This is a genomic window from Burkholderia sp. Bp8992 (assembly GCF_003853705.1).
Lineage (GTDB): Bacteria > Pseudomonadota > Gammaproteobacteria > Burkholderiales > Burkholderiaceae > Burkholderia.
Window position 1 is genome coordinate 145211 of sequence record NZ_QTQI01000016.1, and the last position, 17076, is coordinate 162286.

Annotated in this window: 15 protein-coding genes and 1 pseudogene; 6 read left to right on the top strand and 10 right to left on the bottom strand. The window is 65.9% G+C overall.

Annotated elements, in window-relative coordinates:
- Positions 1-186 precede the first annotated feature (186 nt).
- Positions 187-1560 (top strand): M23 family metallopeptidase, encoded by a 1374-nt coding sequence (locus DIE03_RS23115; protein ID WP_124454385.1) that lies wholly within the window; start codon positions 187-189, stop codon positions 1558-1560.
- Positions 1561-1746: 186 nt separating this feature from the next.
- Here DIE03_RS23115 and DIE03_RS23120 read toward each other — a convergent pair whose 3' ends face one another.
- The 4 genes and pseudogenes from DIE03_RS23120 to DIE03_RS23135 all read right to left on the bottom strand — a co-directional run bounded on the left by DIE03_RS23120 (position 1747) and on the right by DIE03_RS23135 (position 4214).
- Positions 1747-2586 (bottom strand): AraC family transcriptional regulator, encoded by an 840-nt coding sequence (locus DIE03_RS23120; protein WP_124454387.1) that lies wholly within the window; start codon positions 2584-2586, stop codon positions 1747-1749.
- Positions 2587-2734: 148 nt separating this feature from the next.
- Entirely contained in the window at positions 2735-3469 is a 735-nt protein-coding gene (locus DIE03_RS23125; protein WP_124454389.1) for a fucose-binding lectin II, read from the bottom strand.
- A 151-nt stretch (positions 3470-3620) separates the two neighbouring features.
- Positions 3621-3782, bottom strand: a pseudogene (locus tag DIE03_RS23130) (fucose-binding lectin II); the annotation flags it as partial.
- Between the two features lie 42 nt (positions 3783-3824).
- A complete protein-coding gene (locus DIE03_RS23135; protein ID WP_124454391.1) occupies positions 3825-4214 on the bottom strand; it encodes a fucose-binding lectin II in 390 nt (129 codons plus the stop codon).
- 939 nt (positions 4215-5153) lie between these two features.
- Between DIE03_RS23135 and leuA the strand changes: the two genes are divergently transcribed.
- Positions 5154-6863, top strand: a complete 1710-nt coding sequence (leuA, locus tag DIE03_RS23140; protein WP_185658206.1) for a 2-isopropylmalate synthase — start codon at positions 5154-5156, stop codon at positions 6861-6863.
- Here leuA and DIE03_RS23145 read toward each other — a convergent pair.
- Both DIE03_RS23145 and DIE03_RS23150 read right to left on the bottom strand, forming a co-directional pair.
- A complete protein-coding gene (locus tag DIE03_RS23145; protein WP_124454395.1) occupies positions 6781-7836 on the bottom strand; it encodes a LysR family transcriptional regulator in 1056 nt (351 codons plus the stop codon). The genes leuA and DIE03_RS23145 overlap by 83 nt on opposite strands.
- Positions 7837-7938: 102 nt before the next feature.
- Complete coding sequence (locus tag DIE03_RS23150; RefSeq protein WP_124454397.1) at positions 7939-8712, bottom strand: helix-turn-helix domain-containing protein; 774 nt, start codon at positions 8710-8712, stop codon at positions 7939-7941.
- A gap of 100 nt (positions 8713-8812) precedes the next feature.
- Between DIE03_RS23150 and DIE03_RS23155 the strand changes: the two genes are divergently transcribed.
- From DIE03_RS23155 to DIE03_RS23165, 3 genes are read left to right on the top strand one after another with little or no spacing between them, the layout of a single operon-like run.
- A complete protein-coding gene (locus DIE03_RS23155; protein ID WP_124454399.1) occupies positions 8813-10267 on the top strand; it encodes an efflux transporter outer membrane subunit in 1455 nt (484 codons plus the stop codon).
- Between the two features lie 59 nt (positions 10268-10326).
- Entirely contained in the window at positions 10327-11451 is a 1125-nt protein-coding gene (locus DIE03_RS23160; protein WP_124454401.1) for an HlyD family secretion protein, read from the top strand.
- Complete coding sequence (locus DIE03_RS23165) at positions 11448-13031, top strand: DHA2 family efflux MFS transporter permease subunit (RefSeq protein ID WP_124454403.1); 1584 nt, start codon at positions 11448-11450, stop codon at positions 13029-13031. Before DIE03_RS23160 ends, DIE03_RS23165 begins: the two co-directional genes overlap by 4 nt.
- A gap of 26 nt (positions 13032-13057) precedes the next feature.
- Here DIE03_RS23165 and DIE03_RS23170 read toward each other — a convergent pair whose 3' ends face one another.
- Both DIE03_RS23170 and DIE03_RS23175 read right to left on the bottom strand, forming a co-directional pair.
- Complete coding sequence (locus tag DIE03_RS23170; RefSeq protein WP_124454405.1) at positions 13058-13660, bottom strand: hypothetical protein; 603 nt, start codon at positions 13658-13660, stop codon at positions 13058-13060.
- 19 nt (positions 13661-13679) lie between these two features.
- Positions 13680-15278, bottom strand: coding sequence for a tetratricopeptide repeat protein (locus DIE03_RS23175; protein ID WP_124454407.1), 1599 nt, complete (start codon positions 15276-15278; stop codon positions 13680-13682).
- Positions 15279-15632: 354 nt separating this feature from the next.
- On the opposite strand from DIE03_RS23175, the gene DIE03_RS38385 reads away from it, so the two are divergent.
- The gene (locus DIE03_RS38385; RefSeq protein ID WP_185658208.1) at positions 15633-15938 is read left to right on the top strand and encodes a hypothetical protein; all 306 of its coding nucleotides are present in this window, start codon (positions 15633-15635) and stop codon (positions 15936-15938) included.
- 421 nt (positions 15939-16359) lie between these two features.
- Here the strand turns inward: DIE03_RS38385 and DIE03_RS23185 are convergent, their stop codons facing one another.
- The gene (locus tag DIE03_RS23185) at positions 16360-16680 is read right to left on the bottom strand and encodes a helix-turn-helix domain-containing protein (RefSeq protein WP_124454409.1); all 321 of its coding nucleotides are present in this window, start codon (positions 16678-16680) and stop codon (positions 16360-16362) included.
- Positions 16680-17015 carry a SymE family type I addiction module toxin gene (locus tag DIE03_RS23190; protein ID WP_124454411.1) on the bottom strand — a complete coding sequence of 112 codons (336 nt, stop codon included), beginning with the start codon at positions 17013-17015 and terminating at the stop codon, positions 16680-16682. The genes DIE03_RS23185 and DIE03_RS23190 overlap by 1 nt, the downstream gene beginning before the upstream one ends.
- Positions 17016-17076: the final 61 nt, after the last annotated feature.

Sequence of the window (17076 nt, forward strand, 5' to 3'; positions counted from 1 at the left end):
ACGCGAATGCTGCGTTGATTTAGTACTGGTACTAAGTGCTAATTCGAGAAAATAGGATTGGTCCTATTCAGCCATTTTGAGCGTGCCGATACACTCGCCTTCATGTTGCCGGATCGCGATGCAGGCTCCTCCGCGATGCCGGCCCTTTCCCGGTTTTTTCATTGATAGATAGCGAGTGACGACGTCATGCGGTTAGACCTGCGTTTCCGTCTCGCACGCGAACAAGGTCAACCCGTTCGGCGCGGCGTTCGCTGTTTTCCGTTTCGCCGCGCGTTGCTGCTCGGTGCCATCGCGGCGGCCTGTACGGCCGGCGCGCAGGGTGCGATCGCGCAGGCGTCTCACGATGCCGCGCCGTTCGCGCCCGTGGCGGCGGAAACGGCAGACCTTGTCGACGTGCCTTTTTTCAGTTCCGCGCGGACGACGTGGGGTGGCTTGCGCGCGTCGACGGCAGCGCCGCTCGATGTCGCGTATGCATCACATGGTGCGAGCATGTCGACGGATGGTGGTCGCGATGATCCGGTCGCCCGCTTCGGCGCATGCGTTGCATATCGCGTGCTGTGCGATGCGGCGCGCAGTGCGGTCGAACGCGGCTATGCATCGCGGTTCGATTACGGGCTGGCGTCGGCGTTGCCCGCGATGGGCACGCAACCGGCGTTCGAGCGCGGCGCCGTCGATCTGGCATCGGCCGACCCGTTCACGCTGGCCGAGCCGGATCGCGGCACGCGCGCCGGCCCGATCGCCGGCAGCCTGCATACGTCGCTGGTGCGCGCCGAACTGCCGGCCGGTGTTGCCGCGCAGATCGTCCGCATGCTGGCCGGGCGCATCGATCCGAAGCAGCGCGGTGTGGTCGGCGATACCTTCCGCGTCGCATTCGAGCCGGATTACGGCGCGATGCGGCCGGGCCGCGTGCGCGTGACGGCGCTCGACATCCGTTTTCGCGGGCAGCATGTGACGGCCGTGTGGTTTGCGCCGCAAGCGGGCGCGCCGGGCGCCTACTACGACCTCGACGGCATGCCGCTCGCCGGCACCCGGTTTGCGATGCCGGTCGCCGCGACGCGGATCAGCTCGCCGTTCGGCACGCGCGTGCATCCGGTGAGCGGCGCGCGCCACGTGCATTCGGGCGTCGATCTCGCGGCGCCGGCTGGCCGTGCGGTGCATGCGTCGGAGCGCGGCGTCGTGACGTTCATCGGCACCGAGCTGAACGGCTACGGCAAGTACGTGGTGATTCGCCACGACGGCGGCTATGCGTCGTACTACGCGCATTTGTCGGCGTTCGAGCCGACGTTGCGGACCGGCGCGCGCGTCACGCGCGGTCAACGAGTCGGGGCGGTCGGCAGTACGGGGACGGCCACCGGCCTGCATCTGCACTTCGAGGTGCGCCGGCATGCGCGCCTTGTCGATCCGATCGCACTGGTGCACGCAGCCGGAGCGGCGAAGCTGAAGGGCGCGCAGCGTGTGGCGTTCAATCGCATGGCGCGGGACGCGCGCACGCAGCTCGCGTCGGCGACGTGGAAGCAGCCGGTTGCGATGTCGGAGGTTGTCGCATCGCATGCAGGCTGATCGTCGGCCGGGTGCCCGCGTTCACGGGGGCGGTCGAGGCCGGACTGCCGATGAACCTCGGTGGCGGACACCAGCGAGCGATCACCGGCAATGCGGGCGTGTGGTGGGCGTGGTGAGTCAAAGGGTAACGGCGCGTCGATCGATCGGCCGCGGCGCGAGTTATCGCGGCCGATCCGCACACGTCGTTCACGCAGCCTGCTCGACCGGCAACCAGATCTCCAGCACGCCGGCGCCCGTCACCGGATCATAGTCGCCGCTGTAGCGCTCGAACTCGGGCGCGTCCACCGCCTTGAATCCCGACGTCGGCAGCCAGCCGTTCCAGATGCTGTAGAAGGTCTGGTGCAGCGTGGAGATATGCCCGACATGTTCGAATACCGCGTATCGCTGCGGCGTCAGCTCGACCCAGCGAAACGGCGCGGGCAGCCGGTCGCGGCTCGTGACTTCCACGCCCGCGATGTATTCGAAGCTGCCGTCCGCGTCGGGGTTGCAGCACACGCCGTACGTCACGTCGCCGACCTGGCCGGGAAGGGTACCGAGGTATGGGATGAACGCTTGCCACAGCGCCGGGATCCCTTCGTTGGTTTCGAACGTATAGCGGTCGCTCATGCCCGCGATCAGCCGCGTTCCGGCGGTTTCGAAACGTGACGGCGTCACGTCGACGATCTTCAACTCTTTCATGCGAAGCGGCTCCACAAGGGACAACCCGTCGAGAGTGCGCCGAGCCCGCACGTCCTCGGGCGTCATGCCGAAGAGATCGCGGAAGGCGCGCGTAAACGCCTCATGGGAGCCATAGCCGGCATCGAGCGCCACGTGCAGGATGTCCGGCGCGCCTTGCGCCAGCGCATGCGCCGCACGCGTGAGCCGCCGCGACCGGACGTAGCGCATCACCGGCCAGCCGGTATTCATCGAGAACAGGCGCGAGAAGCCGAAGCGCGACATGTCGCAGTTCGCGGCAATCGTGTCGAGCGTCAGGTCTTTGTCCAGTTTGGTTTCGATAAACCAGAGTGCTTGTCCAACCGGGTTCATGGCGTGCCAATGAGTGTGTCGGGTGGACTATATGGTATCGGCGGACGGAGCATTTGATCGTTCTTGCGCGGCAGCCATGATCTGGCGGCTGCACAAAAGCACATCGCCACGCCGGTCGGCGTGGCGATGATCGACAGGTTGCTGCGGTTTAACCCAGCGGCCAGTTCAAGATCGCGATGCCGTCGTTGTAATCGCCGTCGCCGCCATCTTCCGACCCGACGAGCCCGAAGTAGGTCTTCTTGAAGATGTCGACCTGACGCGAGCCGATCTTCGACGGCTTGCCGTTCGCCGTCACGACCACGCGCACCTTCCCCTTGCCCGAGTTCACGATCTGCGTGTTCAGGTTCGCGTCCTGCGTGCCGGCGCCCTGGAACGTCGCGGCCGGCTTCGCGTTGTCGTCGACGAACACCTCGATCGTCTGCTGCGCCGACGAGTTGACCAGCGCGGTCACGCCGAACGCGATGTTCGGCGGCAGGTTGAAGATGCCGTCGCGTTCGCCGCCGCCGGTCGTCGTGGGGTCCGGCTGCGCGGGCGGCAGCGGGGCTTTCGAGAAGTAATTGACCACCGCGCCGACGCCGAACTTCGCCGCGGCACCGGGCAATACGCCCGGCGCGCCGGCCCACGTCACCGTGCAGGCGACGACTTGTCCGGCCGCATCGGCTTTCACCTTGTTCTGCCAGGTGCCGACGTCGAAGCTGTACGGGATCGTCGCGATATCGACGAACACGTCGTACTGCGGCAGTTTCTCGACCAGCTGCGCGGTCATGAACTGGCGCATGCGGTCGAGCACGGCCTGGTCGCCGTTGGCTTGTACGGCGGTGGCGTCGTTGCCTGCGAGTTGCAGCAACGCATACAGATCGTCATGGGTAAACGGTTGTGACATGTCGTCCTCGTCTGGATGGAAGGTCTCGCGTGCGCGGCCTGTGAACGGGCGTCACCGTGCCGCGCGCGGAGCAAAGCGTGGGACTTCTCGAACGATTCGCAATGTGTGGTTGGCCCCGTCGCCATTGCGATGCTGCGTGACTGGCCGCCGCTTAATCGAGCGGCCAGTTCAGGAACACGATGCCGTCGTTGTAGTCGTCATCGGCGCCGTCTTCCGACCCGACGATCCCGAAGTACGACTTCTTGAAGATGTCGACCTGCCGCGAGCCGAGCCGCGACGGCTTGCCGTTCGCCGTCACGATCACGCGCACGCGGCTCGTTTCGGGTTGTCGTCGATATAGATGTCGCGCGTCAGGTCAGCCGATCGGCCACTGGAGCACGACGATGCCGTCGTTGTAGTCGCTGTCGTGGCCGTCTTCCGACACGACGATCCCGAAGTTGACCGTGTACGGCGAGCCGTCCGACTTCTTGCCGTTGATCGGCGCGAGGCGCGCGTCGGTGGCCGACGGCTTGCCGTTGACCGACACTTCGAAGCGGAGCTTGCCGTTGCCGGAATTGAGCGTGGCTTCACGCGTGCCGTCGCGCGTCGTCAGCTTGTGATACGCGGCCGGTTCGGCGCTGTCGCCGATAAACAGCTTGATGTGCTGCTGCTCGGCGGCATTCGCGAAGAAAATCGCGCGGAAATTGGTATTCGGCGGAATCGAAAACTCGCCGGCACGGTTGGAAGACGTTTGAGAATCGGCCATGCTTGCCTCCTGAGGTATGTTGGATAAGGCGTGAGCCTTGTCGCGCAAACGTTTGCTGTTTGAAACACGACATACAAAGCATGGCGAAAAATAAATAAAAAAATATTCGAGCGGGAATGGTTATTGTTCAGTAAATCGAAAATCAAGATTAATCGATTTAGTGAAATGAAGTTAATGAACCAAGTTTCGACGTATTTGGGAAATTATATCGATGCACGTATCGCTTTCTTGAACGATGCGTGACCGTACCGGAAAGGAGAGAGGCGGGGAGGCAATCGGACTTCGGAGCAGACGCTCGGCGTTCGCATATGGCAGCGTTGTCGTTTCAACATCAGCATCTCGGTCGTGGCCGCGCCCACTGGCCACCGTCGAACGCCCACACCGAAGCCCGATTACAGGAGGAGGGGGTGCGGCGACCGATGAAGTGGATGGACCGACTCACTCCGAACATGAATAGGACCGCACCGGCGCCGCACCTGAGAAGCATATCGACGGGGCAGGCCGCCGCCTATCGGACAGGACTGATTCTGCGCACAAAAAGCCGCGCGATATCCGTGCGCCAGGTTGACAGCCCCGGCCACCCTGTGATTTGATTCCGCCCATGCAAGCCGCCCAGCCCCTCTTCTCGCTACGACTACTAGCCCGTTTCTCCGGGCTGGGTCTGCGGCTGCGCGCTTTCCATCTGCTTCTTTCCTGAAGCGCCAGATTTCCCCCGTATCACCGACCTGGCCCCGGTTATCGACCGGCGCCTGAGTTCGTCTTTTTTCCGTATCGCTCCGCTCCGTCCCGGTCGCCCAACCGCCAAGGCTGTCGTTCGCCGTACCGCTTTGCCGTTGTGCCGTTTCATCGCTGTCACCGCTGCGCGCGCAGCCGGCCTCTCCCGCTGAAGGCCGCCGCGACGCGGTTTCCCGACCAACCGACCGAGGACCGAACACCATGATGCTGAAGAACCCCGCGACGAAGTACCGACCGTTTACGCCCGTCAACCTGCCGAACCGCACGTGGCCGTCGCGCACGATCACGCAGGCGCCGATCTGGATGAGCACCGACCTGCGCGACGGCAACCAGGCGCTGTTCGAGCCGATGGACGCCGCGCGCAAGATGCGGATGTTCAAGACGCTGGTCGCGATCGGCTTCAAGGAGATCGAGGTCGCGTTTCCGTCGGCGTCCGAGACCGATTTCAACTTCGTGCGCGAGCTGATCGAAGGTGGCCACATTCCCGACGACGTGACGATCGAGGTGCTCACGCAGGCGCGCGACGACCTGATCGAGCGCACGTTCGAGTCGCTGCGCGGCGCGAAGCGCGCGATCGTGCACCTGTACAACGCAACGGCGCCGGAATTCCGCAAGATCGTGTTCGGCCTCGAGCGCGACGGCGTGAAGCAGCTCGCGGTGAACGCGGCGCGCACGATCAAGCGCTTCGCCGACGCGGCGACCGACACGCACTTCACGCTGCAATACAGCCCCGAAACCTTCACGGCGACCGAGCTCGACTTCGCGAAGGAAGTCTGCGACGCCGTGTTCGACGTGTGGCAGCCGACGCCCGCGCACAAGGCGATCGTGAACCTGCCGGCGACCGTCGAAGTCGGCACGCCGAACTTCTACGCGGACCAGATCGAGTGGATGCACCGCAACCTCGCGCGCCGTGACGCGCTGATCCTGTCCGTGCATCCGCACAACGACCGCGGCACCGCGGTCGCGGCGGCCGAGCTCGCGGTGATGGCCGGCGCCGATCGCATCGAAGGCTGCCTGTTCGGCAACGGCGAACGCACCGGCAACGTCGATCTCGTCACGCTCGCGCTGAACCTGTACACGCAGGGCGTCGATCCGGGCCTCGATTTCTCGCAGATCAACGAAGTTGCGCGCACGTCCGAGGAATGCACGCAGTTGCCGATCCACCCGCGCCATCCGTATGTCGGCGACCTCGTGTTCACCGCGTTCTCCGGCTCGCACCAGGACGCAATCAAGAAGGGCTTCGCGGTGCAGCGTCCCGACGCCGTGTGGGAAATGCCGTATCTGCCGATCGATCCGAGCGATCTCGGTCGCACGTACGATTCGATCATTCGCGTGAACAGCCAGTCGGGCAAGGGCGGTATCGCGTACCTGCTCGAACAGGGCTATGGCGTCGCGTTGCCGCGCCGTTTGCAGGTCGATTTCAGCGCGGCCGTGCAGCGCCTGACCGACGACAGCGGCCACGAGGTGACGAGCGCGCAGATCTGGACGCTGTTCCAGCAGGAATACGTCGAAGGCGATGCGCCGCTGCGTTACGTCGGCCATGAGTTGACCGAGCGCGACGGCCGCGAGTCGATCGTGCTGACCGCCGACGTACACGGCGAGCGCCGCGTGCTGCGCGGCGAAGGCAACGGCCCGCTCGATGCGTTGATGCATGCGCTGCGCACGCCGCTGCGGATCCAGCACTACGAGGAACGTGCGTTGTCGCAGGGCGCCGATGCGAAGGCGATCGCAATTGCCGAGCTGGCCGGTTCCGGCGTGCGCGGCAGCGCGTTCGGCGTCGGCATCGATGCGAACCTGACGACCGCGTCGATCCGCGCGGTGATCGGCGGTGTCAATCGCGCGTATGCGCGCGCCGACGAAGCGGCGCAGGCGACGTTCTTTGACGTCGAGCGTGCGGTGAAGGCTGTCGCATAAGGGGCGCGGTGATGGCCGCGCCGGGGGGCTCCGGTGCGGCTGCTTCGCTGGCAGTTTCGTTGCTGCTGCACGACCCGGCAAGTGCGTCGTGCAGCGCTTTCTTCATGAAGTCTACCCACGCGCGCGTTTTCGCATCGACGAGCTGGCGCGACGGATACACCAGAAACACTCTCACGTCGTCTGCGCGATAGTCGGGCAGCACGCGCAGAAGCGCACCCGAACGCAGCGCGTCGTCCACCACGAAATCCGGCAGCAGGCCGATACCTGCCCCTTCCGCTACCGCGATCGCCAGCGATGCCGCGATGTCGGCCGTCATGGCCGGTTCGAACGCGATCGTTTCCGAAGCCGAGCCGTTCGTCAGCGTCCATTCACGCGCCGGGTAGGCGGGCGCGACCAGTTGCACGCAGCGATGCCGTGCGAGGGCGCGCGGCGAGTCCGGCGTTCCGTGGCGTGCGACATACGCGGGCGATGCGCACAGCACGCTGCGGATCCTGCCGACGTCGATCGCGACCTGATCGGAACTCGGCAGGCTCGGCATCGCGATCACCGCGACGTCGTAACTGCCGCGGATCAGGTCCGGCACTTGCGGTGCGAGCGTCAGGTCGACGCAGACGTCCGGATAGCACGCCTGAAAGCGCGCGATGAGCGGCATCACGAAGCGGTTCGCGATACTCGCGCTGCAGTGCGCGCGCAGCCGGCCGTGCGGATGCCGTTGCGCGCCGCGGGCCTCACGTTCGCTCGCGGCGACGGCGAGCATGATGTCGCGTGCCCGTGCGAGGTAGCGTTCGCCGGCCTCGGTCAGGCACATCGAGCGCGTCGTGCGGTTCAGCAGCCGGATGCCGAGGTGCGTCTCGAGCGACGCGATCGTGCGGCTCACGTACGCGGTCGTGAGGTGGAGCCGCTTGCCGGTCTCGGTGAAGGTCCCCGCGTCGGCGAGCGTGACGAATACCTGCATGCTTTGAATCAGATCCATCGGCGTGGCGCGCGTGTCGGGCGATGCCGCGACTGTAGCGAATGACCCGGCGTGCCGCGCGCGTCCGCCAGCAATCGATCGTCGCAAAACGGACAGTGCGGCTCAGCGCCGCCTGAAGTATTCGCTCGGCGGGACGCCGAGTGCCTTGCGGAACATCGCCGCGAATGCGCTCGGGCTGTCGTAGCCGTGTTCGAGCGCGAGTTCGAGGATCGGCGTGCCGGCCGCGAGGCGCGGCAGGCTCAGCAGCAGCCGGGCATGGCGGCACCACGCGCCGTGCGTCATCCCCGTTTCCCGTTTGAAGGTGCGCGCGAGCGTGCGCTCGTTCATGTGCGCGCTCCGCGCCCACGACTGCAGCGTGACGGCCGTCGATGGTGCGCTGATCAGTTGCGTACACAGCGCGGCGAGCGCCGGATGGCGAGGCATCGGCACATGCAGCGACAGCAGCGGCGCGATTTCGATTTCATCGAGGATCAGTGCGAGCACGCGGCCCGCGCGGTGCGCGAGGTCATAGTCGGCCGGTAGGTCGCAGGCGGTCACGATCAGTTCGCGCAGCAGCGTGCCGACTCCAATCACGCGGCATTCACGCGGCAGGCTCGGCCGCACTTCCTGCGCAACGAACACCGTGCGCATCTGTACGTCACCGGCCATGCGAATCTCGTGCTGCGTGCCACCCGGCACCCAGACCGCTCGGCCCGTCGGCACGACCCAGCTGCCGGCGTCCGCATGCACGAGCATCACGCCGGAAATCGCGTGAATCAGCTGGCCGTGCCGATGCGAATGCGGCGGATAGGCGATGCCGGCCGCCGCGTCCGACGCGACGGCGGCGATCTGCTTGTGCTTGTCCTTGCGCTCGAGCGCGCTGAAGAATTGATTCACGTGTCCTTTTCTCGACGACGAATGCGCTTTGCGCGCGAGATCGACCGACCGGGTCGAAATTACCATAGCCCCATCGTTTTTGTTCGATTGCCATTGCACGATGCGCGCCTCGTTATTGCCTCCGGCTTCCCTTCGTTCATCCGTCGTCGTCGCGCTGCTGAGCGCGGCGATGCTGGCCGCGTGTTCGGTCGGCGAGCCGTACCGTCCACCCGCACCTGACGCGGTGCGCACCGGGCCGTTCGACGCGGTGGCCGACGTGCCGGTCACGGCGGCCGGTGAACCGCCGGCGCGCTGGTGGCGGCTCTACGACGATCTCGTGCTCGATGGCCTCGTGCGCGATGCGCTCGCCCGGAACCGCGATCTCGCGGCAGCCGTCGCTCGGGTCGAGCGTGCGCGTGCGGTGTTCGACGAGGCCGGCGCGGCACGGCTGCCTGACACGACGGCCGGGTTCGGCGTTGACTACGGCAAACACGCGCCCGATCAGATCGTCGCGGCGGCCAAGGGCACCGACGCGCGTACGCGCTGGGGCTTCGCGCCGTCGTTCTCGCTGTCGTGGGAGGTCGATCTGTGGGGTCGCGTGCGCAGCCTGGTCGACGCCGCGCGCGCGGACGCCGACGCGGTGCAGGCCGCGTCCGACGCGATGCGCGTCGTGGTGGCCGCCGAGACGACGGCCGCGTATGCGCAGGTCTGTGCGTATGGCGAGCGGATCGACGTGGCCGAGCAGTCGGTCGGGATCGCGGACCGGCTGGCCGCGCTGACGGCGAAGCAGCGCGCGCACGGGCTCGTGTCCGATCTCGAAGTGGTGCGTTCGCGCGCATTCGCGGACGACACGCGCGCCGACCTGCCCGCGCTCGTCGGCTCGCGTCGCGCGGCGCTGTACGAACTTGCGGTGCTGACCGGTCGTGCGCCCGGCGCGCTGCCCGACGCAGCCGCTCATTGCCGCACCGCACCGGTGCTCGCACGGCCGTTCCCGGTCGGCGACGGCGCGTCGCTGCTGCGCCGCCGCCCCGACCTGCGCGAGAGCGAACGCCAGCTGGCCGCCGCGAATGCGCGGATCGGCGTGGCGACGGCCGAGTTGTATCCGTCGATTTCGCTCGGCGGCTCGGTGAACTGGCTGTCGACCGGCGGCGATCCGTCGACGCTCGGCGACAAGTACGCGATCGCATGGGGCGTCGGGCCGCTGATTACGTGGCGGTTTCCGAACCTGGCGGCGAGCCGCGCACGGCTCGCGCAGGCGCGCGCCGACGACACACTCGCCCGCGTGCAATTCGATGCACAGGTGTTGCGCGCGCTGAAGGAAACCGAACAGGCGCTCGCGCAGTACGGCGCCGCATGGCGCCGCCGCGCCGCGCTCGAAACCGCACGTGGCGAGCATGCGCGCGCCTATCGCCTCGCCGAGCTGAACTACGAGGCCGGCGCACTCGATTTCCTCAGCGTGCTCGACGCGCAGCGCAGCCTCGTCGCGGTCGATGCGGCGCTGGCCGAATCGACACAGCAGGTCGCGCTCGACCAGGTCGCCGTATTCAAGGCGCTCGGAGGTGGCTGGCAACCGTAGCCGGCTGCGCTCGCTGCGCCCCTGTCCGTTCTCTTGCAAGCCCACTCTTCATTCCGATCATGAGCACGACTGCCGTACCCGAAAAAGCCAAAACCTCCCGGTTCTCCCGGCGCCAACTGATTGCCGCGGGCGTCGTGCTCGCCGTCATCGCGTTTGCCGCGTTCGGCTCGCACTGGTGGACCGTCGGCCGTTTCATCGAGGGCACCGACGACGCGTATGTCCGCGCCGACGTCGTGACCGTCAGTTCGCGCGTATCGGGATACGTCGCGCAGGTCACCGTCGACGACAACCAGCCGGTGAAGCGCGGCGACGTGCTCGTACGGCTCGACGATCGCGACTATCGCGCGAAAGTCGACGAGGCGCAGGCTGCCGTCGCGGCGGCCGATGCGACGCTGCAGGCCGAGCAGGCAGCGGCCGCGACGCTCGACGCTCAGGTCGGCCAGCAGCGCAGCCAGATCGCGCAGGCCGACGCCGACGCGGCCGCCGCACGTGCCGAGGCCGCGCGGCGCGACGCCGATGCGACGCGCTACCGGCAACTGCTCGCCGAATCGGCTGCGAGCGGACAGCGCTGGGAGCAGGCCCACGCGGACGCGCTGAAGGCGCGCGCCGAGCTGGCCCGCGCCGGCGCGGCCGTGCGGGTGCAGACCGACCAGCAGACCGTGCTGCAGCGCCGCCGCAAACAGAGCACGGCCGCGATCGCGCAGGCACGTGCGCGGCTCGCGGCCGTCCAGGCGAAGCTTGCGCTCGCGCAGCTCGATCTCGACCACACGGTGATCAGTGCGACGCGCGACGGCAATGTCGGCCAGCGCGCGGTGCGCGCGGGCCAGTACGTCGAAGTCGGGATGCCGCTGCTCGCGGTGGTGCCGCTGAGCGACGTGTACGTCGTCGCGAACTTCAAGGAAACGCAGCTCGGCGCGATGCACGACGGCCAGCCCGTCGAGATCGACGTCGACACCTATTCGGGCCGCACGCTGCATGGCCGCGTGATCGGCCTGGCACCAGGCTCCGGCGCGCAGTTCGCGCTGCTGCCGCCAGACAACGCGACCGGCAACTTCACGAAGATCGTACAGCGCATCCCGGTGAAGATCCGCGTCGATGCGCCGCCGGCCGGCGTCGTGCTGCGGCCCGGCATGTCGGTGATCGCGCGCGTCGACACGCGCGGCACGCAGGGGGCCGGCTCGTGACCGCGGCGACCGCACAGGCTGCGCACGAAGACGCCGTTTCGCTGCGCGCGTGGGTCGCCGTGCTCGGCGGCGTGTTCGGCTGCTTCATGGCCGGGATGAACGTGCACGTGACCAACGCATCGCTGCCCGACATCCGCGGCTCGCTCGGCGCGAGCTTCGAGGAAGGCTCGTGGATCACCACCGCATACCTGGTCGCCGAGATCGTCGTGATTCCGCTCACCGGCTGGCTCGTGCAGGTGTTTTCTGCGCGGCGCGTACTGCTGGTCGGCGCGACCGGCTTCCTCGCATTTTCGCTCGCGTGCTCGGTCGCGCCGAGCATCTCGACGATGATCGTCGCGCGTGCGCTGCAGGGCGCGTTCGGCGGCGTGCTGATTCCGCTGTCGTTCCAGCTGATCGTCACTGAATTGCCGTCGTCGAAGCACCCGCTCGGGATGGCGCTGTTCGCGATTGCGAACAACGTTGCGCAGGCGGCCGGGCCGTCGATCGGCGGTTGGCTGACCGACATGTATTCGTGGCGCTGGATCTTCTACCTGCAGATTCCGCCGGCGATCGCGCTGGTCGCGGCGATCGGCTGGGCGATCCGGCCCGTGCCCGTTCAGCTCGGGATGCTCAGGCGGGCCGACTGGTTCGGCATCGCGACGATGGCGGTGGGTTTGAGCGCGCTGCAGATCGTGCTGGAGGAGGGCGGGCGCAAGGACTGGTTCGCATCGGACCTGATCGTCGAGCTGTCGATCGTCGCGGCGGCGGGGCTGGCCGCGTTCGTCGCGATCGAGCTGCGGCGCAAGGAGCCGTTCATCAACCTGCGCCTGCTCGGCCAGTACAACTTCGGGATCGCGAGCCTGATGCAGTTCCTGTTCGGCGCGGTGGTGTTCGGCGTGGTGTTCCTCGTGCCGAACTACTTTGCCGAGCTGCATGGCTACAGCGCGCGCGACATCGGCCTCGCGATGATTCCGTACGGGCTCGTGCAGTTCGCGATGTCGTTCCTGACGCCGCCGCTGATGCGCCGCACCAGCCCGCGCACGACAATCGTGCTCGGCTTCGTGCTGGTCGCGGCCGGCTGCCTGATGAACATCCACCTCGACGCCGATGCGGCATCGAACGTGATCGTCCCGTCGCTGATCGTGCGCGGAATCGGGCAGTCGTTCGTCGTGATCGCGCTGGCCGTGATGGCCGTCGACGGGATCGAGAAGGCACAGCTCGGCTCCGCGTCGGGCGTGTTCAACATGGTCCGCAACGTCGGCGGCGCGATCGGCATCGCGGTGATGAGCCAGATCGTCGTCGAGCGGCAGAAGCTGCACGCGATGCGCATCGGCGAGGCCGTCACGCCGTTTTCCGAAGCGTTCCAGGAACGCATGGCAATGCTCGCGCGGCTGCTCGCACGCGTGCATGCGCCGCGCGCGGACGTGCTGCCCGGCGGGTCGATCTCCGGCGTGCACGAGCTGGCGCTCGGGCTCGTGAACCAGCGCGTGATGCGCGAGGCGCTGTTGATGGCATACAGCGATACATTCCTGATCGCCGGAATCGCAATGATTGGGTGTACGGCGGCGGCGTTCGTGTTGAAAGGGAGGAAGCAGGCGTGACGGCGTGAGGGCTTGCCACCGCGCTGTTAAACCGCCACTGGCTCCCACGACAGCAGCGGCGCGAGCGTCTTCGCCTGCGGTAGCCGCATGATCGTGTCCAGCGCGGTGGCCTCGAGGCGGCGGCGCTGCGCAATATCGTGCACCAGCTCGACGCACGTATCGACCAGCGCGTCATAGGGCGCCGCGCGGAGTCCGGTTACATAGTCGGGATCGATATCCTGCTCGACGTCGCTCGGAATGCGGCGCAGCTTCGGATGAAAACCGAGCGTCAGATAGCGCGCATGGTCGATGCCGAGCGTCTTCAGCTTCGCGATGTTGCGCGCGCTGTAGTCCCAGGTTTCGTATTTCGACGTCCAGCGATAGATGTTCGTGTGCCACGGCTGTTCGTCGACGTGAATCTGCTCGGTGTTGACGACGATCGTGTCGTCCGGCACGTACTCGGTCGCGGCCGGATCGGCGAGATGGCAGCCGATCAGGAGGTTCCGCGCGTCGGACCTCATGTCGTTCTTGCTGAAATGCACGACGTGACCGAGATCTTCGAGCCCGTAGGCGATCACTTCGGCGAGTTCGGTGAATGCGCCCGAGTGCACGTAGCCGGGCGGCCGGACGATGCAGATGTTGTAGTCCACGACGGGCGCCTCCTTCCGGTCAGCCGACGAGATCGCGAAGATCGGCGGCGGCTTCGTCCAGCACCGGGTTCCAGTCGGCGAACGTCTTTTGACGGTACAGCGACGCGCTCGGATAGAACGGGCTGTCGCGCCGGTCGTGCTGCCATACCCAATGCGGATTCGTATCGAGCAGCACCCATGTGAACTGGCCGAGTGCGCCGCTCAGGTGCGACATCGACGTGCAGACGGTAATCACGAGATCGAGCGCGCCGACGAATGCGGCGGTGTCGTCGAGCGTCCGCCATTCGCGCGTGAAATCGTTCACGACGAAGCCGTCCGACCGCGCGGCTTCTATGTCGTGCTGTGCGCCGGGCTGCAGCGAGTAGAACGCGACATCCTGCTGCAAGCGGCCGAAGGCATCCGAGAATCGTTCGAGGCCGATACGGCGGAAGCGGTTGCGCTGGTGCGTGAGGCTGCCCGTCCATGCGAGGCCGACTTTCAGCCGCTTCTCGCCGGCGAGCGCCGTGCGCCATGCGTCGATCGCGCCGGCATCGGCGTGCAGGTAAGGCGTCGTCGTGGCGATCGCGTCACCGTCGAGGCCGAGCATGCGGGGAATGCTCATCAGAGGCAGCTCGAAATCGAACGCGGGAAGATCCCCGATTTGCGTGCTGGTGTCGAACACGTCGACATGTTGCGCGAGACTGCGCTCGAACAGCGCACCCAGAATCGGGAAGGCATTCCACACGATCCGCCCGCCTTCTCGGCGCACGCGCTCCGCGAGCAGCGGTACATAGCGGCAGAACTGCAGCGCGTCGCCGAGGCCCTGTTCGCCCCACACGAGCAGCGTCTTGCCTTTCAGCGATTCACCGCGCCAGCGCGGGGCGGGAAAAACCGGCAAGTTGCCGCGCAGCTCACCCGAACCCTCCCAGCGCGATTCGTAATTCCGCCACCCCGAGGCGAAGTCACCACGCGCAAGCTGGAGCAGCGACAGGTTGTGACGATACGCCGCGTTATGCGGAGCACGGTCGACAGCACGTGCCGCGTATTGCTCGGCTTCGTCCCAGCGTTGCGCTTCTTTCAGCGCGATGGCCGTGTTGTTCAGCGCCAGCGCATTGTCCGGCGCGAGCGCAACCGCCCGCATGGCCGCACGCAATGCACCATCGAGATCGAAGCGGTCAATGCGCGTGACGATCGCGTTGGTCCATGCACGCTCGTCATTGGGGTTGTCGTCGAGCGCGCCGTCGATGAGCGCGAATTCCACGTCAGGGTCGCCGCCCGTCAGTCGGATCGCCAGCGCGAGGTTGTTTTTGAGCGACGGCCACGACGGCGCGAGTTGGAGCGTGCGGCGATACGGCGCGATCGCATCCGCGTGGCGCCCTGCCATTTGCATTGCGTAGCCGCAGTTGAATGCAGCCGCCGGCGAGTCGGGCCGCAGTTCCCAATGTGCGGCGGCGAGCTGGGCGGCGCGATCGGTTTCGCCGCGATCGATGAGCGTTTGCGTCGCGGTGGCGACTGCGTCGTCGTCCACATCGAGCGACGACGCATCGACCAGCGTGGCCAGCATCGTGTTGTCGATGCCGTGTACCTGCGCGGCGATGTTGTCGAACGAGGGCGTGTCGTGGGTCGTCGTGATCTGCATGTCGGGTCGTTCCGGAAGTCAGCCCGCGTATCGCGGCGGCGGTCTGTTATGGGTCGGTTCTGACGCGCATGGTGGCTTGTGCTCGGGGGGGCAAATCGGTATGGCGTCGTCTTGACCTCAACTTTATGCAGCCGTGACCGATTGCTAAATAGGACGAGTCCGAATTGCTGATGCTGTACGAAAGCGAATGGATCGTTGGCGTCGCGACTCGCTCCGCTTGTAGTCCCAGTCCTATTTTTACGTTTGCGGATCGCCAATAAGACCTGTCCGATAGTGATCGCGTCAGACGATCTTTTTAATACGCAGTATTCCGGCCGACATCGTTCGGCAACTATCAGACAGGGAGTACTGACGATGAGCGCAGCAGATTTTCTGGTGAAAGGCACCGTGATCGGGATGGTCGCGAGTGCGGCAACCGTCGGGTTGATTCACGTGGTGGTCGAGTTCGACACGTGCTGCGTCAGCAGCTCGAAGCGCAGGCGCAACAACATGCGCTGGCAGCGGTGGTCGACAAGCTGGCACAGCAGGCGACGATTCAACAGTAAGCGGGTGTATCAGGAAGATGGCGGGTCGGGTGAATCGCCGAGTAAGCCGCTGTCGTTGCTTACGACAGCGGCTTTTTTCTTTTGTGTCGAGCATGTGCTGCAGTCATCGTTCTAGTTTCACTCACACGGCCCGCCCGGACGGTATCGCCATCGGGCAATCGAAGGAGGAGTCAACGATGACTAGAGCACGCATCGCAAGGACATACGCGGACTGCTACGTACCGGTGAAGTACACCGCCGCCGACACTGCGCATCTGCTTGCGGATCCGACCATCAAGGCTGCATATGATGAGTTGGAGGCGAAATTCGCCGCCCTCCGTGCACAGCTCGCGGAGAATCAGCCTGGTCTGATTAGCTGTGACAATCAGCCACGTTAAATTGATCAGGTGTGGCGCCGGAGCCGCTTCGGCTGCGGCCGCCGGGTCCGGCCGCAGTCATGCTATGCAACTTGGAGCACCTACTCCTAACGCGACCACATGCGAGCGCTGATGCGTTTCCCGCTGCCACATACTTCCTTCTTCCGGCTACGACCGCCGTCAGACCGTAGCGGTGATCCCCGCCGGCCCCGCTTCCCCCGCCGGCCGCACCACGATTTCCACATGCTGCCCGAACGATGCCAGCGTCAGCATCAGTTGATCCAGCGTCACGTTCCGGAGCCGCTCGCGCTGCTCGGGCGTGACCACAGGCCGTGCCATTTCGGTGAGCGCCGCAGCCTCTTCCTCGGTCAGGCCACGTGACGCCATCAATGCGTTGAGCTTCAGTACAAGCACGGACTTCGCCGTTAGTTCACCGACATCGTAGTAGTCGAAATCGTCCGGCACGTTGTCGGTATGTTCGTTAGACGCGTCGTGGTTCATTACGCTTCCTCCGTCATCACCGAAAGTTGCCGCTGCTGCCCTGTTCCGCAATCGATATCCGGGATTCGCACGTTCTCGACCGCCGCGCAGGCGGCGTCATCGATCGGCGTAATCACCAGCCGCTTGTGCGACACGTCGATCCGCAGGCGCTGCTCGGGATCGAAGCCCGCGGCCTCGATCCACCGGCCGGACAGCTTCATCCACAGATACATGACGGGTGGCGCCATGTCGGTCAGCCTGATATGCGGCATGGTGCGGCCAGATTGAAGAGACGATTGCGGGGAGACAAAACAATCGCGGAAATACGTCGGTGCGTTATGATTCGCGCCAGCCATGGTCAACTCCTTGGTTGAGTTGGTTGTGGTCAGCGGCTCGTTGGTGCTGTTATCACCAGCG

Excerpts from the sequence above, each read along its gene's own strand:
- DIE03_RS23115 (WP_124454385.1), top strand. The coding sequence starts at position 187 with ATGCGGTTAGACCTGCGTTTCCGTCTCGCACGCGAACAAGGTCAACCC.
- DIE03_RS23120 (WP_124454387.1), bottom strand. The coding sequence starts at position 2,586 with ATGAACCCGGTTGGACAAGCACTCTGGTTTATCGAAACCAAACTGGAC.
- DIE03_RS23125 (WP_124454389.1), bottom strand. The coding sequence starts at position 3,469 with ATGTCACAACCGTTTACCCATGACGATCTGTATGCGTTGCTGCAACTC.
- DIE03_RS23135 (WP_124454391.1), bottom strand. The coding sequence starts at position 4,214 with ATGGCCGATTCTCAAACGTCTTCCAACCGTGCCGGCGAGTTTTCGATT.
- leuA (WP_185658206.1), top strand. The coding sequence starts at position 5,154 with ATGCTGAAGAACCCCGCGACGAAGTACCGACCGTTTACGCCCGTCAAC.
- DIE03_RS23145 (WP_124454395.1), bottom strand. The coding sequence starts at position 7,836 with ATGGATCTGATTCAAAGCATGCAGGTATTCGTCACGCTCGCCGACGCG.
- DIE03_RS23155 (WP_124454399.1), top strand. The coding sequence starts at position 8,813 with ATGCGCGCCTCGTTATTGCCTCCGGCTTCCCTTCGTTCATCCGTCGTC.
- DIE03_RS23160 (WP_124454401.1), top strand. The coding sequence starts at position 10,327 with ATGAGCACGACTGCCGTACCCGAAAAAGCCAAAACCTCCCGGTTCTCC.
- DIE03_RS23175 (WP_124454407.1), bottom strand. The coding sequence starts at position 15,278 with ATGCAGATCACGACGACCCACGACACGCCCTCGTTCGACAACATCGCC.
- DIE03_RS38385 (WP_185658208.1), top strand. The coding sequence starts at position 15,633 with ATGAGCGCAGCAGATTTTCTGGTGAAAGGCACCGTGATCGGGATGGTC.
- DIE03_RS23185 (WP_124454409.1), bottom strand. The coding sequence starts at position 16,680 with ATGAACCACGACGCGTCTAACGAACATACCGACAACGTGCCGGACGAT.
- DIE03_RS23190 (WP_124454411.1), bottom strand. The coding sequence starts at position 17,015 with ATGGCTGGCGCGAATCATAACGCACCGACGTATTTCCGCGATTGTTTT.